Genomic DNA, 16,347 nt, shown 5'->3' with positions numbered 1-16,347 from the left:
GGAGGAACCCTTATGTCAAAGAGGCTCCCACGGCGCGGTGCAACGCTCGCTAAGGCAATTATCGAAGAGTATCAGCCCAAGAGTGTAGAAGACATGCAAAACGCCCTCAAAGAAATCTTCGGTCCCATGTTTGAAGCCATGCTCAACGGCGAGATGGAAAACCATCTCGGTTACATGAGCAACGAGCGCAGCGAAAAGGATACAGCAAATCGCCGCAACGGATATACCCCCAAAGTCCTCAAAACCTCGGCAGGCGAGGTTCCCATCAGCGTCCCAAGAGACCGTGACGGCTCTTTTACACCGCAAATCGTTCCCAAAAGACAGACGGACGTTTCGTCCATTGAAGGAAAAGTCCTCGCGATGTATGCCAGAGGAATGAGTCAGCGAGACATCTCCTCCACCATCGATGACATCTATGGCTTTATGCTCAGTGCTGAGCAAATCTCGCATATTACAGACAGTGTGCTTGACGAGCTGCATGAATGGCAAAATCGACCGCTCAAGGCATTTTATCCGTTTGTCTTCGTTGACTGTATCTATGTTTCAATGCGCGGTGACAAAGGCGTATCTGATCAAGCGGTATATGTGATCCTCGGATATGACCTAAAAGGCAAGAAAGACGTTCTAGGGCTATGGATGGGCGATACGGAAAGCAAACATCACTGGATGCAGGTATTTGACGAGATCAAAGCACGCGGCGTACAGGACATCGGCTTCATATCAATGGACGGAGTGAGCGGCCTGGAAGACGGCGCAAAGTCGATCTTTAAGAACGTGGTGGTACAGCGGTGCATTGTTCACCTGATACGCAATTCTCTTAAATACGTTCCGAGCAAGGATTACAAGGCATTTACGGCACAACTTAAAAAGATCTATGGGGCAGTTAGCCTTCGGGCTGCACAGAGCGAATTTGAGAAATTCTGTGAGACTTGGAGCAAGTATCCGGGCGCAATTCGCGTATGGAAGGACAACTTCCGGCATGTTGAACAACTTTACCAATATGGCAGTGATGTCCGTCGTGTCATGTACACAACAAATGCGATAGAGAGTGTCAATGCAAGTTTTCGCAAAGTAACGAAGCAGGGGGCATTTCAAAGCGAGACGGCTGTGTTCAAGGTGCTTTACTTACGGATCAAGGAGCTGTACAAGAAATGGAAGGGACACTCCATTCAGAACTGGGCGATTGTGATGAATCAACTCTGTATTGATGAGCGGGTCGGACAGATGATCCGAAAATATTCCGCTCTATAAGAAACTTACACACTTTACTTGACAAACCCTTTCTCAATGACCTTTTAGTATTTTTTGAAGATCACTGCATGACAGGATATAAGGCACTCGCTCCTCATGCCATGGAGTTGGTTATGGTTTTTGCCGTAATCGACATATGTATTACGTGGACGCTGTATAGTGGAAAACTAAGCCTTGCTGAGATCACGGCGAAGGTCATGAAAATCGGGTTCTTCATGTTCTTTATATTGAACATGGACAAGATCAATCAGGCAATACTAGTATCCTTTCAATATGCAGGGATTATCGCTTCCGGAGGAACGATAGACACGGCTCCAATAACCCCATCAGAGATTATGGATAAAGGATTTGATGCTTGCAGTGCAATATTATCGTATATGATGGATCATAAGCTCAGTCTTTTAGGACCGGGACTATTGATGTATCTACTATATATTATAGTTACATTGGCAGCGTTCTTCTTTATGGCATTTCAAATTCTTATCACAAAGATCGAGTTCAACGTTTTTGCAACCTTGGCGGTCATTCTTCTGCCGTTCGGATCGCTCAAATATACACAGTTCCTCTTTCAGCGGGTCATATCCGCTGTGTTTTCCTATGGCGTAAAACTCATGGTCATGATCTTTATTCTTGGGTTGTTTAATACTCTTCTTGAAAGTGCCGGTGGCGGTATTCCCGGGTGGACACCGGAGGATGAACCGTCCTTTGGAGATACGTTGCGCTATGCGCTTTCCTACGCAACTATGGCGTTTCTTATGTGGCAGCTCCCAAATCTCGCGGCGGGATTTATGAATGGACAGCCCTCTCTTGAGGGGGGACAAGCCCTCGGGGGGCTAAAAGCAGGTGCGGCAATGGCAGCAAGTGTCGCTTCGGCACCCATGACGGCGGGGGCATCCGTTGCCGCAGCAGCCGGAGCAATCGGTGCGACGGCGCACATGGCGAAAGCCGCATCTGCAACGAGCGGGAAAAGCTTTGCACGAGAGTTCGTATCATCTGCCGCACGTCAATCCTTTGCAAACAGCAAGATAGGGCAAGCTCTCATCAAGGGGGCGACGAGATCAATGAATGCCGCAGAAGATGCAAAAAATATAGCATCCGGTGAAGTCTTTAGAACGCCACAAGGGAATCGGAATTAAAGATGAGATAGCCTATGAGAGAGAGAATATGCAGCATACTCCTTATCGTAATGGCACTCCTGATGCCGACCTCCCTTGCGGCGGCAATGCCGCCCTTTCCGGGCGGTGCGGTTACATCCCCTTTTGGACCGCGTGACACCGGCGGCGGAGCAAGCAAGTACCACAAAGGCATAGACATCGGCACAAACTCTAGGACACCGATACATGCACCATTTAACGGTTTTGTCGAGCACGGTGCCGGCAGCGGATATATCTATTGGGTGGAGATTCGCACACCGGAGGGAGGAACGCTTCTCTTTGGGGATTGTGCCGAAGAGACGCTGCACTGTGCGACCGGAAACGTGCAGGAAGGAACGATCATCGGATATACCGGCGGCGACGCCTATGACGGTCCGCTCGGCTATTCGAGCGGACCGCACTGCCATGTGGAGCATCGCGTGCATGGCGTGAACGGCTCTCAGATTGATCCCGTCCCGTATCTATTGGCGCTTGGCGTTGATCTGTCCGGCAATATCGTAGGTGCAGGCGGCGCCGATCATGTGGATATCCCTTGGGGCATAGAATCGATGCAAAAGCTCGGCGAGGGAATCAACGACGTCATGCAGGTATTCGTGAATGCCATTGGCGGCGCTTACAAAGGATTGCAGCAAGCAGGGCTTGCGCTCCTTTTCGTCCTATGCATTATTGACCTTACGCTGCCGATCATGACATCGGGATTGGAGTTTTCCCTGCCGCAGCTCACAGCAAAGTTTTTCAAATACGGATTCCTGTATTTCCTCCTGATCAACTGGTCAACCATCGTCAACGACTTCTTTTTGTCCATCGTATCGAGTATATCGGGAACATACATCGGTGATCCGTCCGTCATAGAGCAGAACATATCACAGCCGCAGCTTCTCCTCCAAAAGGCGATCTCACTGATGAATCCCGCGCTCAATAAAATTGCCTCATTCGGCACATTTGAGTTCACCTACAACATAGGCAGCATCGCCATCATATGGATCTCGTCCTTTCTCGTGATCGGCGTGTTCTTCATCCTTGCCTGTCACGTCATGCTCACCTACATTGAGTTTTATCTCGCCGCATTGCTCGCCGTGTTCACCGTGCCGTTTGCCTCGTTCGGATTTACAAAATTCATTGCAGAAGGCTCTCTTGGAGGGCTTGTATCAAGCACGATCAAACTCTCGCTCATGTCCATCATGATAGGACTCTGCTTTTTCTGCATCAAAGACGCCGAAGTCCCGAAAGATCTCTTTCAAACGGAACTAGAGGGACAGACAATCACCGGTACCGGGGGCATCCATGGACCGCCCGAATACGTCGCTATGGCAACGGCAGCGGCGCAGAAATACGGCGTCCCTGTGAATCTTTTTCTCGCTCAGATACAGCTCGAATCGAACTGGAATCCGAACGCCGTCAGCAGTGCCGGCGCACAGGGAATCGCACAGTTCATGCCGGGCACGGCGGCGGGGTGGGGGATCGATCCCTTTGATCCCGCACAGGCACTCGATGCAAGCGCGCATTATATGCGGAACATGTATGAAATGTTTGGGGACTGGAACAAAGCGCTTGCCGGTTACAACGGCGGACCATACAGCTTTGATCCTAATAAGCCGCTTCCGGCATGGGCAAACGAGTATATCAATCTCGTGTATCAAAATATGTCCGGCTCATACATCGCAAAGGCATCGATCACGGCGGAACAGGCGGCAACACATTTGCTTATGTGCATTGGTGTCGCGATACTTGCATGTCTCACCTTAAAGATACCAAAGGCGATTATGCAGTCGCTGGGAGGTCGGTATGAACTTTAAGGAACGCAGAAAAACAAAGCTCCTTGTCGCCGGCATCCTCAGCGTATTCGGCATCGTCGGAGCGCTGCACATCGCATTTGGTAAACTGTTTTACAGCAACGTATCGCCGTCCGCACCGCAGGGGCTTTATATCGCGACGCCGATACAAAGCCTCACGCGCGGAGATTATGTTGTTGTAAGGCTTCCGGAAGCCGTGGAAAGTCTGCACGTTAAAAAGGATTATCTACTGCTCAAGCGCGTGCAGGGATTCCCCGGGGAATCCTACACAATAGACGCGTCAGCGCTCAGAACGGCGCAGCGCAGCTATCCGATCTGCCGCAGCGATCTATTGCCACAGCAGGAGCAAGGCACCTATATAGTGCCGGAAGGAGAACTGCTTTTGCTCAACGATCCCGATGATTCCTTTGATTCGCGGTATCTCGGCAGTATCAAGCAAACACAGATCGACAAGAAAGTATTGCTGCTTCTGTCCTATGATAATCCTGTAGTCAATTCACTCAAGGAGGTGTTCAAATGACAAAAAAGATCGTTATTGCAGCGATCGTTGCCGGCATGGCGCTCAGCAGCCCAACGGCGCAGGCGTGGGGCGCGGTTATCCATCCCGGCTCCCATGTATTTGACGCAAAGCGCTTCTTTGACAGCGTAAAAGAAACGGCACAGATGGTCGAAACAGTCAAGAACGAAGTGCAGAAACTCAAGAATCAAATCATAGCAATGATGAGGATTGACCTCTATCCGCGTGAAATGGAAGATGCCGTAAAGAGTGCACTGAAATTCCCGGAAATCCGGACAATATTCAATCCAAAAGCGGATGATCCTCTGCACCGTCTCTACATCGATGCAATCACAGATTATGAACACGGCGGCGATCCGTTGAGTCTTATACGCAAGCGGGATATGGACGATAATTTAACCTATCGAAACATCGCAGCCGATACCGTACAGCGGCAGGAAGAGCGGCGCCGTCTTGCCGCTCAAATCGCATCCGCGTCGGACGACAGCCTATTAAGCGAACGGCAAAAGGCAAACCAACTTGCAGCGCTTAAAGCCATTGGCAGCATCGATGAAGCACAGCTCATCGGCACTGCCTATACAAACGCCGTCAAGGAACAAGAAACAGCATATATCAAGGAGAACATACAACGTGAAGACGCGCAGCGTATGACCGTTTATCCATACGATCCGTTTCATCCAACGGATTTTGATAAGCGCAACAACAAAAGCGAGAGCAAGGCGTTTGGATTTTTGAAATTCGGGCAATAGAAAAGCAGGGCGTATGCCCTGCTTTTTGGGGATGGAGCGGATATGTAAGCTGTTATTGCCCCATACCTAAACCGTTTCTTGTGTAAGGATCAGACCATACACGTTGCCGCTCTTTTAGCATATTTTTTGCTTTTTCTACCTCATTCTCTGCTTCCTTAACCCGTGACTTCCATTGATTTTTATATTGCTGATGATTTTCCTTAATGAGCTGAAAATCATTGTTCATCTCAACCTTTGCAGTCGCGTATTTCTCCATTTCGGCAATTTTATCATCCATCTTTTGGACGTATTCATCATGCTTCTTGAGTGTATCTTCATTGATCGCAAGCGTGGACTCTGTATATTTCCCATTCACTAATTTAGGGCGTTCACCTGTCAGCAGTTGGAGTGATGTGCATTCCTTATAGAGCGCTTGATATTCGTTTTTCGCCGTATTGTACTTTTCCTCTTCGTTGCAGCCCGCGACCAACAGACAGAGCAGAACGAGGAGCAGCAAGAACCCCTTTGATTTCATAATCATTCCCTCCATAAGAGCAGTTCCATCGCTTTTCGAACGGCGGTCAGCCGCTCGATCGGCAGGGGTGAGAGCAATTTATTGATTTTTTGCATCTCATGACTGCCGGCGACATGATCCAATACGGCGCGTGGAGAAAGGTCGTCTGCATCCCCATAGAGGATCCAGTTTAGATTAAAACCCATGCGCCCCAGTGCACAGAGCACCTCATAAGGCGGTGAAGTAAGATCCTGTTCCATCGAGGACATCGCAGACTGGCTAATACCGAGTTCTTTTGCAAAGCTCTCTTGAGACTGCTTAAAATACGTCCGCATGACGCGAATTCGACGCCCGACCGTATCATCGGCAGCTTTTGAGGCGTCGGCATCCTTTTTTGCACGTTCAAGAGCGGCGTGCCAGTCATCGTCGTTCTCGAGGTTACATACCTGCCGCAGGAGCGTCACCGTCTCCGGACGCGGCATATCTTTACCAGATTCAAAGCGGGATATTTGCCGCTGAGATAAACTCATCATACCCGCAAGTTGTGTTTGCGTCAAGCCTCGTTCTTTACGCAGCATTCGCAAGGCAAAGGGGAATACATCGATTTCCACATGTTCACCTCCTATACAACATATTATCATAATACAGGTAAAAAGAAAAGAGGAAACATCATGAAAACACTCTACATTGCAGAAAAACCGGACATCGGCAGAACGCTCGCCGCGTATTTATGGCATGGAGAGGGGAAGAAAGAGACGGGGTACATCCACAATGGAGACACTACCGTCACATGGGCAATAGGACATATTCTTGCGCCCGCAATGCCCGAAGCATACGGCGAAGAATATAAGGCATGGTCGAGCTATCCCATCATCCCCAAAAAGTGGATCGTCAAACCGCCCGCCGCCACGGCAAAGCAATTTGCAGTGGTCGAAAAACTCCTCAAAGAAGCGGACATCGTAATCCATGCGGGCGATCCAGACCGCGAGGGGCAGCTCCTCATCGATGAGATCCTTGATTATTGCAAGTTTCAGGGGCAAGTCCGTCGTCTCCTCATCAACGCAAAAGATGACGAGAGTCTAAAGCGCTCCTGTGCCGACATACGCGATAACAAGGAATTTGAAGGACTATACCACGCCGGACTCGCGCGCGCCCGCGCCGACTGGCTGATCGGTATGAACCTCTCCCGTGCCTATACCGTGTGTGCGCGAAAATACGGCTATACGGGGATATTCCGCGTCGGACGCGTCAAGATACCGACACTTGCACTTGTCGTCAACCGCGAAAAAGAGATACAAGGCTTTAAGTCCAAGAAATACTATGAACTCATCGGCACATTCCGGAAAGACGGGATAGATTTTCGCGCGAAATATATGCCGTCCGACCTACTGCCCGCCGATCCGGAGGGGCGCATCCTCGACAAGAAACTCCTGCAAGCAATCAAACTCAAAATAGAGCACGGCGATGTTGTTGTTTCCGAAATCAAAACAAAAAAATAACGCAGCATCCGCCGCTGCCGTACTCCCTTGACACACTGCAAATCACCGCAAACAAAACCTATGGACTCTCCCCAAAAGAAACCCTCGATACCGTACAATCCCTCTATGAAAAGAAATATGTGACGTATCCTCGATCCGACTGCAACTATATTCCCGTCTCCCAGCATGAAGATGGAGCGAAAATCATTGCAGCCTTGCAAAAACTCTCTCACCTTTCAAAAGCCGCGAATGCAGTGGAACCCAGAATCCGGAGCAAAGCCTTTAACGACGCAAAAATCACGGCGCATCACGCCATCATTCCGACCGGCGTACCGGCGGAAAATCTTGACGAAAAAGAGCAACAGATCTACGACCTCATCGCGCAGCGCTACCTTGTGCAGTTCGCCACCCCCTTTGTTTACGAACAGACAAACTTCACACTTAAAGCCGGCGATGAAAAACTTACCGGCAGCGGGCGAAAAATTATCGATGAGGGCTTTCGCGCTATCGAGAAAGACGAGGAAGAAAAGCCGGACGCAGAATCTAATATGAGCCTCCCGGCGCTCTCTGAGGGCGACAAGCCGGAACGGCGTGAACTTTCTATCCCAGAGAAGAAAACAACCCCGCCAAAACGTTTCACAGAGGGAACGCTGATCGCCGCAATGACCAACATTTGGCGATTCGTTGCAGCGGATAACCCGAATCGTGAAAAACTCAAAGAAACAAAAGGCATCGGAACCCCCGCGACACGGGACACCATCATCGCAGAACTCCTTGCCACGGAGATCAAAGGAAAGCCCATGATCCCATGTCTTGAGAAAAAGAAAAAAGAGCTTGTGCCAACAGAATTTGGCATCAAACTCATCGAGAACGTCGATCAGACGCTGACCGTCCCGGACACAACCGCAGAAATGGAATACGCACTCACAGAGATCGCCCAGAAGAAAAAGACCTTGGGCGCCTACATCGATGAAGTCATCGATGTTGTCAATGCCAATATCAAGTTTGCAGAAAGCCGGAAATTCCCTCTGTACGTCACAGAAGACGCACCTCTGTGTCCCATCTGCAAAAAAGGAGCACTCCTCAAGAAATATTCGCCGAAACTTGAAAAACACTTCTACATTTGCAGTGATGAAGCCTGCATAGCGGCAGACGGGCGGAAAATGTTCTACGAAGCCGATCAAAAAGGAAATCCGATCATCGAGCGGTGCCCCGAATGTGAAACCGTATTACGCCGTTTGAACGGCAAGAACGGCGCGTTTTGGCTGTGCGTGAAATGCAGCAAAACATACAACGACAAGGACGGACGTCCGGCGCTAAAGCGTGACTAGAGAATAAAGGAAAGAGATGATATAATGGACGATATTGAAGAATACGAAGCATCCTACGAAGCCGCAGAAGAGCCGGCGGAGGACGAAGCGACCGCGCCGGAGGAAAATGCCGCCGACGTATCCGGAGAATCATCCCCGGAGAACGACAAAGTGCTCGCAGAACTTCACGACATGCTGCATTATGCAACAACCGTTATCGAGACCATCAAAACGGAATCGGAAACGGCATATCGAGAGCGCACGCAGCTAGAAGCATGTCGCGCCGAACTAAAGACCGTCACCGCAGCGCTTGCGGAAGAGACCGCTGCCTTACAGCAGGTGAGAGCAGAACTTTGTCACAACATGGAGACAGACTGCAAAGCGCTCTTTGCAATCGCAGCGAAAAACTATGAACGGATGGGACTTGACGCGCAACAGTGGCAGAAAAAATACCTCAAAACACAAGTACCGCAGCTGAACGCAATCCAAATATCCGCATACCTCATACAAATACTGTTTATCATAGATATGTTTCTGCATTTTTACTATCGATAAACAGACAGCGTATAAATAGAATAAATAGCCCTGAAAGGTGAAAGATATGGAAACAACACTGGATCTTGATACGCTCGAAAAGAAAGCGGCAGAGTATCGTGCGATCGTCCCTCGTCTGAGTACCTTTGAGAGAGAAGATCACGAAGAGAACTTCATGGTAGAGTTTACCCATGATTCCACATCAATTGAAGGCAACACCTTGACACTAATCCAGACCAAAATGATTTTAACGGATCGGATCACTCCTGCCGAAATCTCCTTAAAAGAATTGGATGAAGTCCGTGGTCATGCGAGCGCATGGGAATTTGTCAAGGAATGCGTAAAAAACGGAACACCCCTTTCGGAGAATATCATTCGTGACATTCATGAGCACGTCGTACCCGTGCGCGGCGTTGGCGGGATGTATCGCAGTATCCCTGTGTATATCCGTGGCGCGCAGCATGTACCGCCGAACCCGGTGAAAATACGTGATGAGATGGGAAATTACGCATACAACATGGAGCAACGTGTGTTTCCGGATGAGATTGAAAAAGCGGCATGGCTGCACGCCGACCTTGTACGGATTCACCCGTTTCAAGATGGGAACGGACGGACGGCACGCCTTGTGATGAACTATCATCTCATGGCGAATGGCTACCCGCCGACCTCTATCAAGCTAAAAAACAGAGAGCGATATTTCGCAGCATTGGAAGAATATTCGCTGCACAGAGAACTAAAGCCGTTCAAAACATTGCTGTATCAAAACATGGATAAAGAACTAGACGCGTTCCTGTCCATGTATTCGATGCACAAACGCGAAAGAGATTTATCGAATACGCCGTCGGAGCGTCGTAAAAGAAGCCCCAATATGGTACGCCATATCTCGAAAAATGAAGACCGTGGACGTTAAATATGACCCCAAATTGACCCCCAAAAAACGAAAAAAGACGTAGAATAGGGAGAATGAGGAGAATGGAAAGAATAAACAGCCTTGAAATATAAGGGGAGAAATGTAATGATAAAAAAATACGATTGTGCTATAATTTAATGCGGTGAATAATCGTGGCAAAAAAGAAAATTCAAAAGACGAATGCCGCGCGCATCCTCGACCGGTGCGGCATCTCCTATGAACTGCTGACGTATCCGGTGGACGAGAGCGATCTCTCGGCGGTGCATGTGGCTGAGGTGACGGGCATCCCGCTCGAGCGGCTCTACAAGACGCTCGTTGTACGCGGAGATCGGACGGGGATCTTCATGGCGGTGGTTCCGGGCAGCGGCGAACTCGACCTCAAGGCGGCTGCCGCCGCCTCGGGCAATAAGCGCGCCGAGATGGTGCATCTCAAAGAGGTGTTTGACCTGACCGGCTATGTGCGCGGCGGATGTTCGCCGCTCGGTGCGAAAAAAGCCTATCCCGTCTATCTCGACGAGAGCGCGCTCGCGCACGAACGCATCTGCATCAGCGCGGGGCGGCGCGGCGAGCAGATCGAGCTTGCACCCGGCGATCTCGTCCGCGCAGCGGATGCCGTGACCGTCAAAATCGCGCGCTAGCGATATGCCTTTACGCATTACACTATTATAGCACAGATGAATGCCAACGCCTGAGCGAAAGGATGTATACATGGATTATTTCAGCACACGCGGCGCGGCGGAACGCGTCTCCTCTGCCGCGGCGATTCTCAGGGGACTCGCCGCGGACGGCGGACTCTTTCTCCCCGCAGCGTTCCCACAGGTCAGTCTCGCGGACATCGAAGCGCTCGTGCCACTCTCCTATGAGGAGCGCGCAGTTCGCATCCTGCGCCCCTTTCTCACGGATTATACGGAGGAAGAGCTGGCAGAATGTGTGCGGCGCGCCTATGGGCACACGTTTGACGATGCGCGCCGGACGCCCGTGCGTGCGGTCGGCGGTCTCTCGGTGCTCGAGCTTTGGCACGGACCGACGAGCGCGTTCAAGGATATGGCGCTCCAACTCCTGCCGCAGCTCATGAGCGCGGCGCGTGAGAAAATGGGCGCGCGCGATACGATCCTCATCCTCGTTGCGACCTCCGGCGATACAGGGAAGGCGGCACTCGAAGGATTTGCGGATGCACCCGGCATTCGGATGATGGTATTCTATCCGGACGGCGGCGTCAGCCCCGTGCAGCGTCTCCAAATGGTGACGCAGGAAGGAGGGAATGTTAAGGTGGTCGCCGTGCGCGGCAACTTTGACGATGCGCAGCGCGGCGTAAAGGAGATCTTCGGCGACGCCGCGGCGCAGAAGGAGCTGGCGGTGTCGCATACGCGCCTCTCCTCGGCGAACTCGATCAACTGGGGACGCCTTGTGCCGCAGATCGTCTACTACTTCAGCTCGTATGCCGATCTCCTTGCCGAGGGGCGCATCCGCCTCGGCGATGCGGTCAACTATACCGTGCCGACGGGGAATTTCGGCGACATTCTCGCCGGCTTTTATGCAAAGCGCATGGGACTGCCCGTCAGGCGGCTCGTCTGTGCGTCGAATGCGAACAACGTGCTCACAGACTTCTTGCAGAGCGGCGTCTACGACCGCCGGCGGGAATTTTATCAGACCATCTCGCCGTCGATGGATATCCTTGTCTCGAGCAATCTCGAGCGGCTGCTCTATCATCTGACGGGAGATACGGCGCAGGTTGCCGCGTGGATGCGGGAACTGACGGAGACGGGCAGGTACGACGCGAGCGTCCTCCTGCCGCAGCTGCGCGAACATTTTTGGGCGGCATTTGCGGACGACGACGCGACGCGGGCGGAGATCCGCGCCGTCTACGAGCGGACAAAGTACACGCTCGATCCTCATACCGCGGTCGCCTACCGCGCGGCGGAGAATTATCGGCGCGCAACGGGGGACGCGCGCCCCATGGTCGTGCTCTCGACGGCAAGCCCGTATAAATTCGGCGTGAGCGTCCTCGAAGCTCTCGGAGCAGAGGCGGAGGACGACCCCTTCGCGCAGATGTCACGCCTGCATGACGTCAGCGGCATGGCGATCCCCGCGGGACTGACGGGGCTGCGCGAAAAACCCGTGCGTCACACGGATGTCTGTGACCGGGACGGAATGCGCGCGGCTGTGCTCGCATTTGCCAAAGAGACACACTGAAAACCGTTCTATCAATAAAAACTTTATCTGCCAAAGAAGGATTTTTTACGTATATGAAGAATTTTCTAACATGTACGAGTCATTATCTATTCCAATCTTTTTGGAGAAAGAGGTAGAGTGTCATGGCAACGATTGATCTCACACAATATGGCATTACAGGCACGACCGAGGTTGTTCACAACGCGAGTTACGACCAGCTTTTCCGCGAAGAGCTGCGTCCCGATCTCGAGGGATATGAGCGCGGGCAGGTCACGGAGATGGGCGACGCCGTCAACGTGATGACGGGCATCTACACGGGACGTTCGCCGAAGGATAAATACATTGTGGACGACGAGACATCGCATGACACGGTTTGGTGGACGTCGCCCGAGTACAAGAACGACAATCACCGCGCGACGCAAAAGGCTTGGAACGCCGTGCGCGAGATCGCGATCCGCGAGCTGTGCAACAAGCGCCTCTTCGTGGTCGACGCGTTCTGCGGCGCGAACAAGAACACGCGCATGGCGGTGCGTTTCATCATGGAGGTGCCTTGGCAGGCGCATTTCGTGACGAATATGTTCATCCGCCCGACGGAGGAGGAGCTGAAGGAGTTCAAGCCGGACTTTATCGTCTACAATGCGGCAAAGGCGCGCGTGATGCATTTCGGCGACCTCGGGCTGAACTCCGAGACGGCGGTCATGTTCAACCTGACGAGCCGGGAGCAGATCATCGTCAACACGTGGTACGGCGGCGAGATGAAAAAGGGCATGTTCTCGATGATGAACTACTACCTCCCCTTGAAGGGCATCGCGTCCATGCATTGCTCGGCGAACACGGACAAACAGGGCGAGAACACGACGCTGTTCTTCGGCCTCTCCGGCACGGGCAAGACGACGCTCTCGACCGACCACGAGCGTCTGCTCATCGGCGACGACGAGCACGGCTGGGACGACGAGGGCGTGTTCAACTACGAAGGCGGCTGCTACGCGAAGGTCATCAACCTCGACCCCGAAGCGGAGCCGGACATCTATGGGGCGATTAAGCGCAACGCGCTGCTCGAGAACGTCACGGTCGATCTCGCGGGGCATGTGGATTTTGCGGATAAGTCCGTCACGGAGAATACACGCGTTTCCTATCCCATTCATCATATTGAGCACATCGTCAAGGGGCATGTTCGTGATAAATCATCGGGTCCGCACGCAAAGCATGTAATCTTCCTCTCGGCGGACGCATTCGGCGTGCTGCCGCCGGTCTCGATCCTGACGCCGGAGCAGACGAAGTATTACTTCCTCTCGGGCTTCACGTCGAAACTTGCGGGCACGGAACGCGGCATCACGGAGCCGACGCCGACGTTCTCCGCGTGCTTTGGTCAGGCGTTCCTTGAGCTGCATCCGACGAAATACGCGGATGAGCTCGTGCGCAAGATGGAGGAGCACGGCTCGAAGGCGTTCCTCGTCAACACGGGCTGGAACGGTACGGGCAAGCGCATCTCGATTCAGGATACGCGCGGCATCATCCATGCGATCCAGAACGGCGCGATCGACAGTGCGCCGACGAAGAAGATTCCGTATTTCGACTTTGAGGTGCCGACGGAGCTGCCGGGGGTCGATCCGAAGATCCTCGATCCGCGTGACACTTACGCGAGCCGCGTCGAGTGGGAGGAAAAGGCAAAGGATCTCGCCGAACGCTTTATCAAGAATTTCAAGAAATACGAGGGCAATGAAGAGGGGCAGAGTCTCGTCGCGGCGGGACCGAAACTCTAATCGTCGCTGACATCCATCGGCGCAGGGGCTGCCGCACAGGTGCGTATGACGCTGCCGTGCGGCAGTCTCTTTTTCGTAACATGAACGGAAGGGGGAGGCGTATGAATTTAGAGGACGGCATCAATAAGGTGCGCGGCGTGGGAATCCAAAAGGCGGCGGCGCTGCGTCGTCTCGGCATCGAGACGGTCTCCGACCTCCTGACCTACTATCCGCGCGCCTACGAGGATCAAAGCCGGATCACGCGGATCGCCGACCTGCGCCCCGGGACGCGCGCGACGATCGTGGGCGTCATTCATACGGTCGTGGAGCGACCGACGCGGCGGCGCGGCTTTACGGTGCTGACAGCGCTCGTCGGCGACGGGACGGGCTGCGCACAGGCGGTGTGGTTCAATCAACGCTTTCTGAAGAGCAAGCTGCGCGAAGGGCGGCGCATCTTCCTCAGCGGCAAGGCGGACTATGCCTATGGGGGCGGCGGACAGCTCGCCCTCACGCAGATCACCGCGCTCGAATTTCTCGGTGCGGAGGAGTCGCCGGCGTCTCGGCTCGGCATTTTGCCGATCTATGCGGCGACCGAGGGGCTGACGCAAAAGCAATTGCGGCAAATGATGGAATACGCACTGCGCGAGACGGCGGCGGAGCTGACGGAGACGCTGCCCGACGCCGTGCTCACGGAATACGGTCTCGTCGGGCGGGCGGATGCCTTTCGCCGGATTCATTTTCCAAAGCGCGCGGAGGAGCTGAGCGCCGCACGCCGGCGTCTTGCCTTTGAAGAACTCTACCTCATCCAATGCGGACTGCTCGCGCTTAAAAAGCGCAGTGTGGAATCGCAGCGCGGGATCGCCCACCGGGAAAACGGCGCGCGTGTTGCCGCAGTGCTGGAGGCTCTGCCGTTTACGCTGACGGAGGATCAACAGACGGTGTGGCGGGAGGTCGCGCGCGATATGGAGTCGCCGCTGCCGATGCGCCGCCTCGTGCAGGGGGATGTCGGCTCGGGCAAAACGGCGATCGCTCTGCTCGCGCTCGTCAAGACGGTGGAGAGCGGCCGGCAGGGGGCGTTCATGGCGCCGACCGAGATCCTTGCGCGGCAGCATTATGATTACCTCCAAGAACTCTTGACGCCGCTCGGCATCCGCGTCGCGTTCCTCTCGGGGCGGCTCGCGAAGAAGGCGCGGACGGAGACGGACGCGGCTCTTGCGGCACATGAGGTCGATATTGTCGTCGGCACGCACGCGCTGATTGAGGATCATGTCGCCTTTGCCGCGCTCGGACTTGTCGTTACGGACGAGCAGCACCGCTTTGGCGTCGCGCAGCGATCCGCGCTTGAAAAAAGAGCGAGGTGACGCCGGACGTCCTCGTCATGACGGCGACGCCGATCCCGCGCACGATGACGCTCACGGTCTACGGCGATCTCGACGTCTCGCGCATCGAGCATCTGCCGCCCGGACGCCGCGCAATCCGCACGTTCCTGCGCACGGACGCGGCGCGGGCAAAGATCTATGCGTTTGTGCGTAAGGAGATTGAGAGCGGGCGGCAGGCATACGTCGTCTGTCCGCGCATCGAAGCGAGCGAGGAGAACGATCTGCCGTCGGCGGAGGAAGTTTACGACGAGCTTTCGCGCGGCGTGTTCCGCGGGATTCGCTGCGGGCTTCTGCACGGGCGGATGAAGGCGGCGGACAAGGACGCGGTCATGCGGGATTTTTACGAAGATCGGATCAAGCTCCTCGTATCGACGACCGTCATTGAGGTCGGCGTCAACGTGCCGAACGCGAGCATCCTCGTCGTCGAGCACGCGGAGCGGTTCGGGCTGGCACAGCTCCATCAGCTGCGCGGGCGCGTGGGGCGCGGCGCATACGCGTCGTACTGCATCCTCATCGCGGGGGCGAGCGCGGCGCAGGCGGAGCGGCTGAAAGTCATTGAGCAGACGAGCGACGGATTCCGTCTCGCCGAGGAGGATCTGCGCCTGCGCGGCCCCGGGCAGTTCTTTGGGGCGATGCAGCACGGACTCGGGGATCTGAAGATCGCCGACGTCCTCGCCGACATGGATCTCCTGCTGCTCGCGCGCAAGGCGGCGCTCCGCACACTCGACGATCCCGCCGCGCTCGCCTTTGTCCTGCCCGCCATCCGCCGGCAGTACCGCGGACAATTCGATCATATTTGGCAAATATAGGCATTGTATTAGTGCGTTCAGATGGTGTAAGATAGAAATATCATCAAGGGGAGGAA

Annotated in this window: 12 protein-coding genes and 2 pseudogenes; 12 read left to right on the top strand and 2 right to left on the bottom strand. The window is 53.8% G+C overall.

The genetic code is table 11. The features are described from left to right. Positions 1 to 12 precede the first annotated feature (12 nt). From HMPREF9162_RS05765 to HMPREF9162_RS05745, 5 genes are all read left to right on the top strand, one after another. The gene (locus HMPREF9162_RS05765) at positions 13 to 1,251 is read left to right on the top strand and encodes an IS256 family transposase (protein WP_009438614.1); all 1,239 of its coding nucleotides are present in this window, start codon (positions 13 to 15) and stop codon (positions 1,249 to 1,251) included. 68 nt (positions 1,252 to 1,319) lie between these two features. Then, entirely contained in the window at positions 1,320 to 2,387 is a 1,068-nt protein-coding gene (locus HMPREF9162_RS05760) for a type IV secretion system protein (protein ID WP_009438936.1), read from the top strand. Between the two features lie 50 nt (positions 2,388 to 2,437). Then, positions 2,438 to 4,201: a transglycosylase SLT domain-containing protein gene (locus HMPREF9162_RS05755; RefSeq protein ID WP_248676868.1), complete on the top strand. Its 1,764-nt coding sequence runs from the start codon at positions 2,438 to 2,440 to the stop codon at positions 4,199 to 4,201. Further along, entirely contained in the window at positions 4,191 to 4,718 is a 528-nt protein-coding gene (locus HMPREF9162_RS05750; RefSeq protein ID WP_009438781.1) for a S26 family signal peptidase, read from the top strand. The genes HMPREF9162_RS05755 and HMPREF9162_RS05750 overlap by 11 nt, the downstream gene beginning before the upstream one ends. After that, complete coding sequence (locus HMPREF9162_RS05745) at positions 4,715 to 5,464, top strand: hypothetical protein (RefSeq protein ID WP_009438660.1); 750 nt, start codon at positions 4,715 to 4,717, stop codon at positions 5,462 to 5,464. The genes HMPREF9162_RS05750 and HMPREF9162_RS05745 overlap by 4 nt, the downstream gene beginning before the upstream one ends. A gap of 52 nt (positions 5,465 to 5,516) precedes the next feature. Here the strand turns inward: HMPREF9162_RS05745 and HMPREF9162_RS05740 are convergent, their stop codons facing one another. Both HMPREF9162_RS05740 and HMPREF9162_RS05735 read right to left on the bottom strand, forming a co-directional pair. Next, complete coding sequence (locus tag HMPREF9162_RS05740) at positions 5,517 to 5,978, bottom strand: hypothetical protein (protein ID WP_009438685.1); 462 nt, start codon at positions 5,976 to 5,978, stop codon at positions 5,517 to 5,519. A 2-nt stretch (positions 5,979 to 5,980) separates the two neighbouring features. Beyond that, positions 5,981 to 6,535 (bottom strand): helix-turn-helix transcriptional regulator, encoded by a 555-nt coding sequence (locus tag HMPREF9162_RS05735; protein WP_256359073.1) that lies wholly within the window; start codon positions 6,533 to 6,535, stop codon positions 5,981 to 5,983. 33 nt (positions 6,536 to 6,568) lie between these two features. On the opposite strand from HMPREF9162_RS05735, the pseudogene HMPREF9162_RS12940 reads away from it, so the two are divergent. The 7 genes and pseudogenes from HMPREF9162_RS12940 (at position 6,569) to recG (ending at position 16,291) form a co-directional block, all read left to right on the top strand. Beyond that, positions 6,569 to 8,766 (top strand): annotated as a pseudogene (locus HMPREF9162_RS12940) (DNA topoisomerase 3). Between the two features lie 24 nt (positions 8,767 to 8,790). After that, the gene (locus HMPREF9162_RS05725) at positions 8,791 to 9,300 is read left to right on the top strand and encodes a hypothetical protein (RefSeq protein WP_009438875.1); all 510 of its coding nucleotides are present in this window, start codon (positions 8,791 to 8,793) and stop codon (positions 9,298 to 9,300) included. A gap of 46 nt (positions 9,301 to 9,346) precedes the next feature. Further along, positions 9,347 to 10,189: a Fic family protein gene (locus HMPREF9162_RS05720; RefSeq protein WP_009438802.1), complete on the top strand. Its 843-nt coding sequence runs from the start codon at positions 9,347 to 9,349 to the stop codon at positions 10,187 to 10,189. A 152-nt stretch (positions 10,190 to 10,341) separates the two neighbouring features. Continuing rightward, a complete protein-coding gene (gene ybaK, locus HMPREF9162_RS05715) occupies positions 10,342 to 10,827 on the top strand; it encodes a Cys-tRNA(Pro) deacylase (protein WP_009350464.1) in 486 nt (161 codons plus the stop codon). A gap of 70 nt (positions 10,828 to 10,897) precedes the next feature. Continuing rightward, complete coding sequence (gene thrC / locus HMPREF9162_RS05710; RefSeq protein WP_009438818.1) at positions 10,898 to 12,382, top strand: threonine synthase; 1,485 nt, start codon at positions 10,898 to 10,900, stop codon at positions 12,380 to 12,382. Between the two features lie 122 nt (positions 12,383 to 12,504). Beyond that, entirely contained in the window at positions 12,505 to 14,124 is a 1,620-nt protein-coding gene (gene pckA, locus HMPREF9162_RS05705; RefSeq protein ID WP_009438866.1) for a phosphoenolpyruvate carboxykinase (ATP), read from the top strand. 101 nt (positions 14,125 to 14,225) lie between these two features. After that, positions 14,226 to 16,291: pseudogene (gene recG, locus HMPREF9162_RS05700) on the top strand (ATP-dependent DNA helicase RecG). Positions 16,292 to 16,347: the final 56 nt, after the last annotated feature.

The organism is Selenomonas sp. oral taxon 137 str. F0430 (genome assembly GCF_000183625.1).
GTDB lineage: Bacteria > Bacillota > Negativicutes > Selenomonadales > Selenomonadaceae > Centipeda > Centipeda artemidis.
This window is presented reverse-complemented; position numbering and strand designations above follow the sequence as displayed.

Bases quoted from the DNA above. Each gene is read 5' to 3' on its own strand.
- HMPREF9162_RS05765 (WP_009438614.1), top strand. From the start codon at position 13: ATGTCAAAGAGGCTCCCACGGCGCGGTGCAACGCTCGCTAAGGCAATT.
- HMPREF9162_RS05760 (WP_009438936.1), top strand. From the start codon at position 1,320: ATGACAGGATATAAGGCACTCGCTCCTCATGCCATGGAGTTGGTTATG.
- HMPREF9162_RS05755 (WP_248676868.1), top strand. From the start codon at position 2,438: ATGGCACTCCTGATGCCGACCTCCCTTGCGGCGGCAATGCCGCCCTTT.
- HMPREF9162_RS05750 (WP_009438781.1), top strand. From the start codon at position 4,191: ATGAACTTTAAGGAACGCAGAAAAACAAAGCTCCTTGTCGCCGGCATC.
- HMPREF9162_RS05745 (WP_009438660.1), top strand. From the start codon at position 4,715: ATGACAAAAAAGATCGTTATTGCAGCGATCGTTGCCGGCATGGCGCTC.
- HMPREF9162_RS05740 (WP_009438685.1), bottom strand. From the start codon at position 5,978: ATGAAATCAAAGGGGTTCTTGCTGCTCCTCGTTCTGCTCTGTCTGTTG.
- HMPREF9162_RS05735 (WP_256359073.1), bottom strand. From the start codon at position 6,535: ATGCTGCGTAAAGAACGAGGCTTGACGCAAACACAACTTGCGGGTATG.
- HMPREF9162_RS05725 (WP_009438875.1), top strand. From the start codon at position 8,791: ATGGACGATATTGAAGAATACGAAGCATCCTACGAAGCCGCAGAAGAG.
- HMPREF9162_RS05720 (WP_009438802.1), top strand. From the start codon at position 9,347: ATGGAAACAACACTGGATCTTGATACGCTCGAAAAGAAAGCGGCAGAG.
- thrC (WP_009438818.1), top strand. From the start codon at position 10,898: ATGGATTATTTCAGCACACGCGGCGCGGCGGAACGCGTCTCCTCTGCC.
- pckA (WP_009438866.1), top strand. From the start codon at position 12,505: ATGGCAACGATTGATCTCACACAATATGGCATTACAGGCACGACCGAG.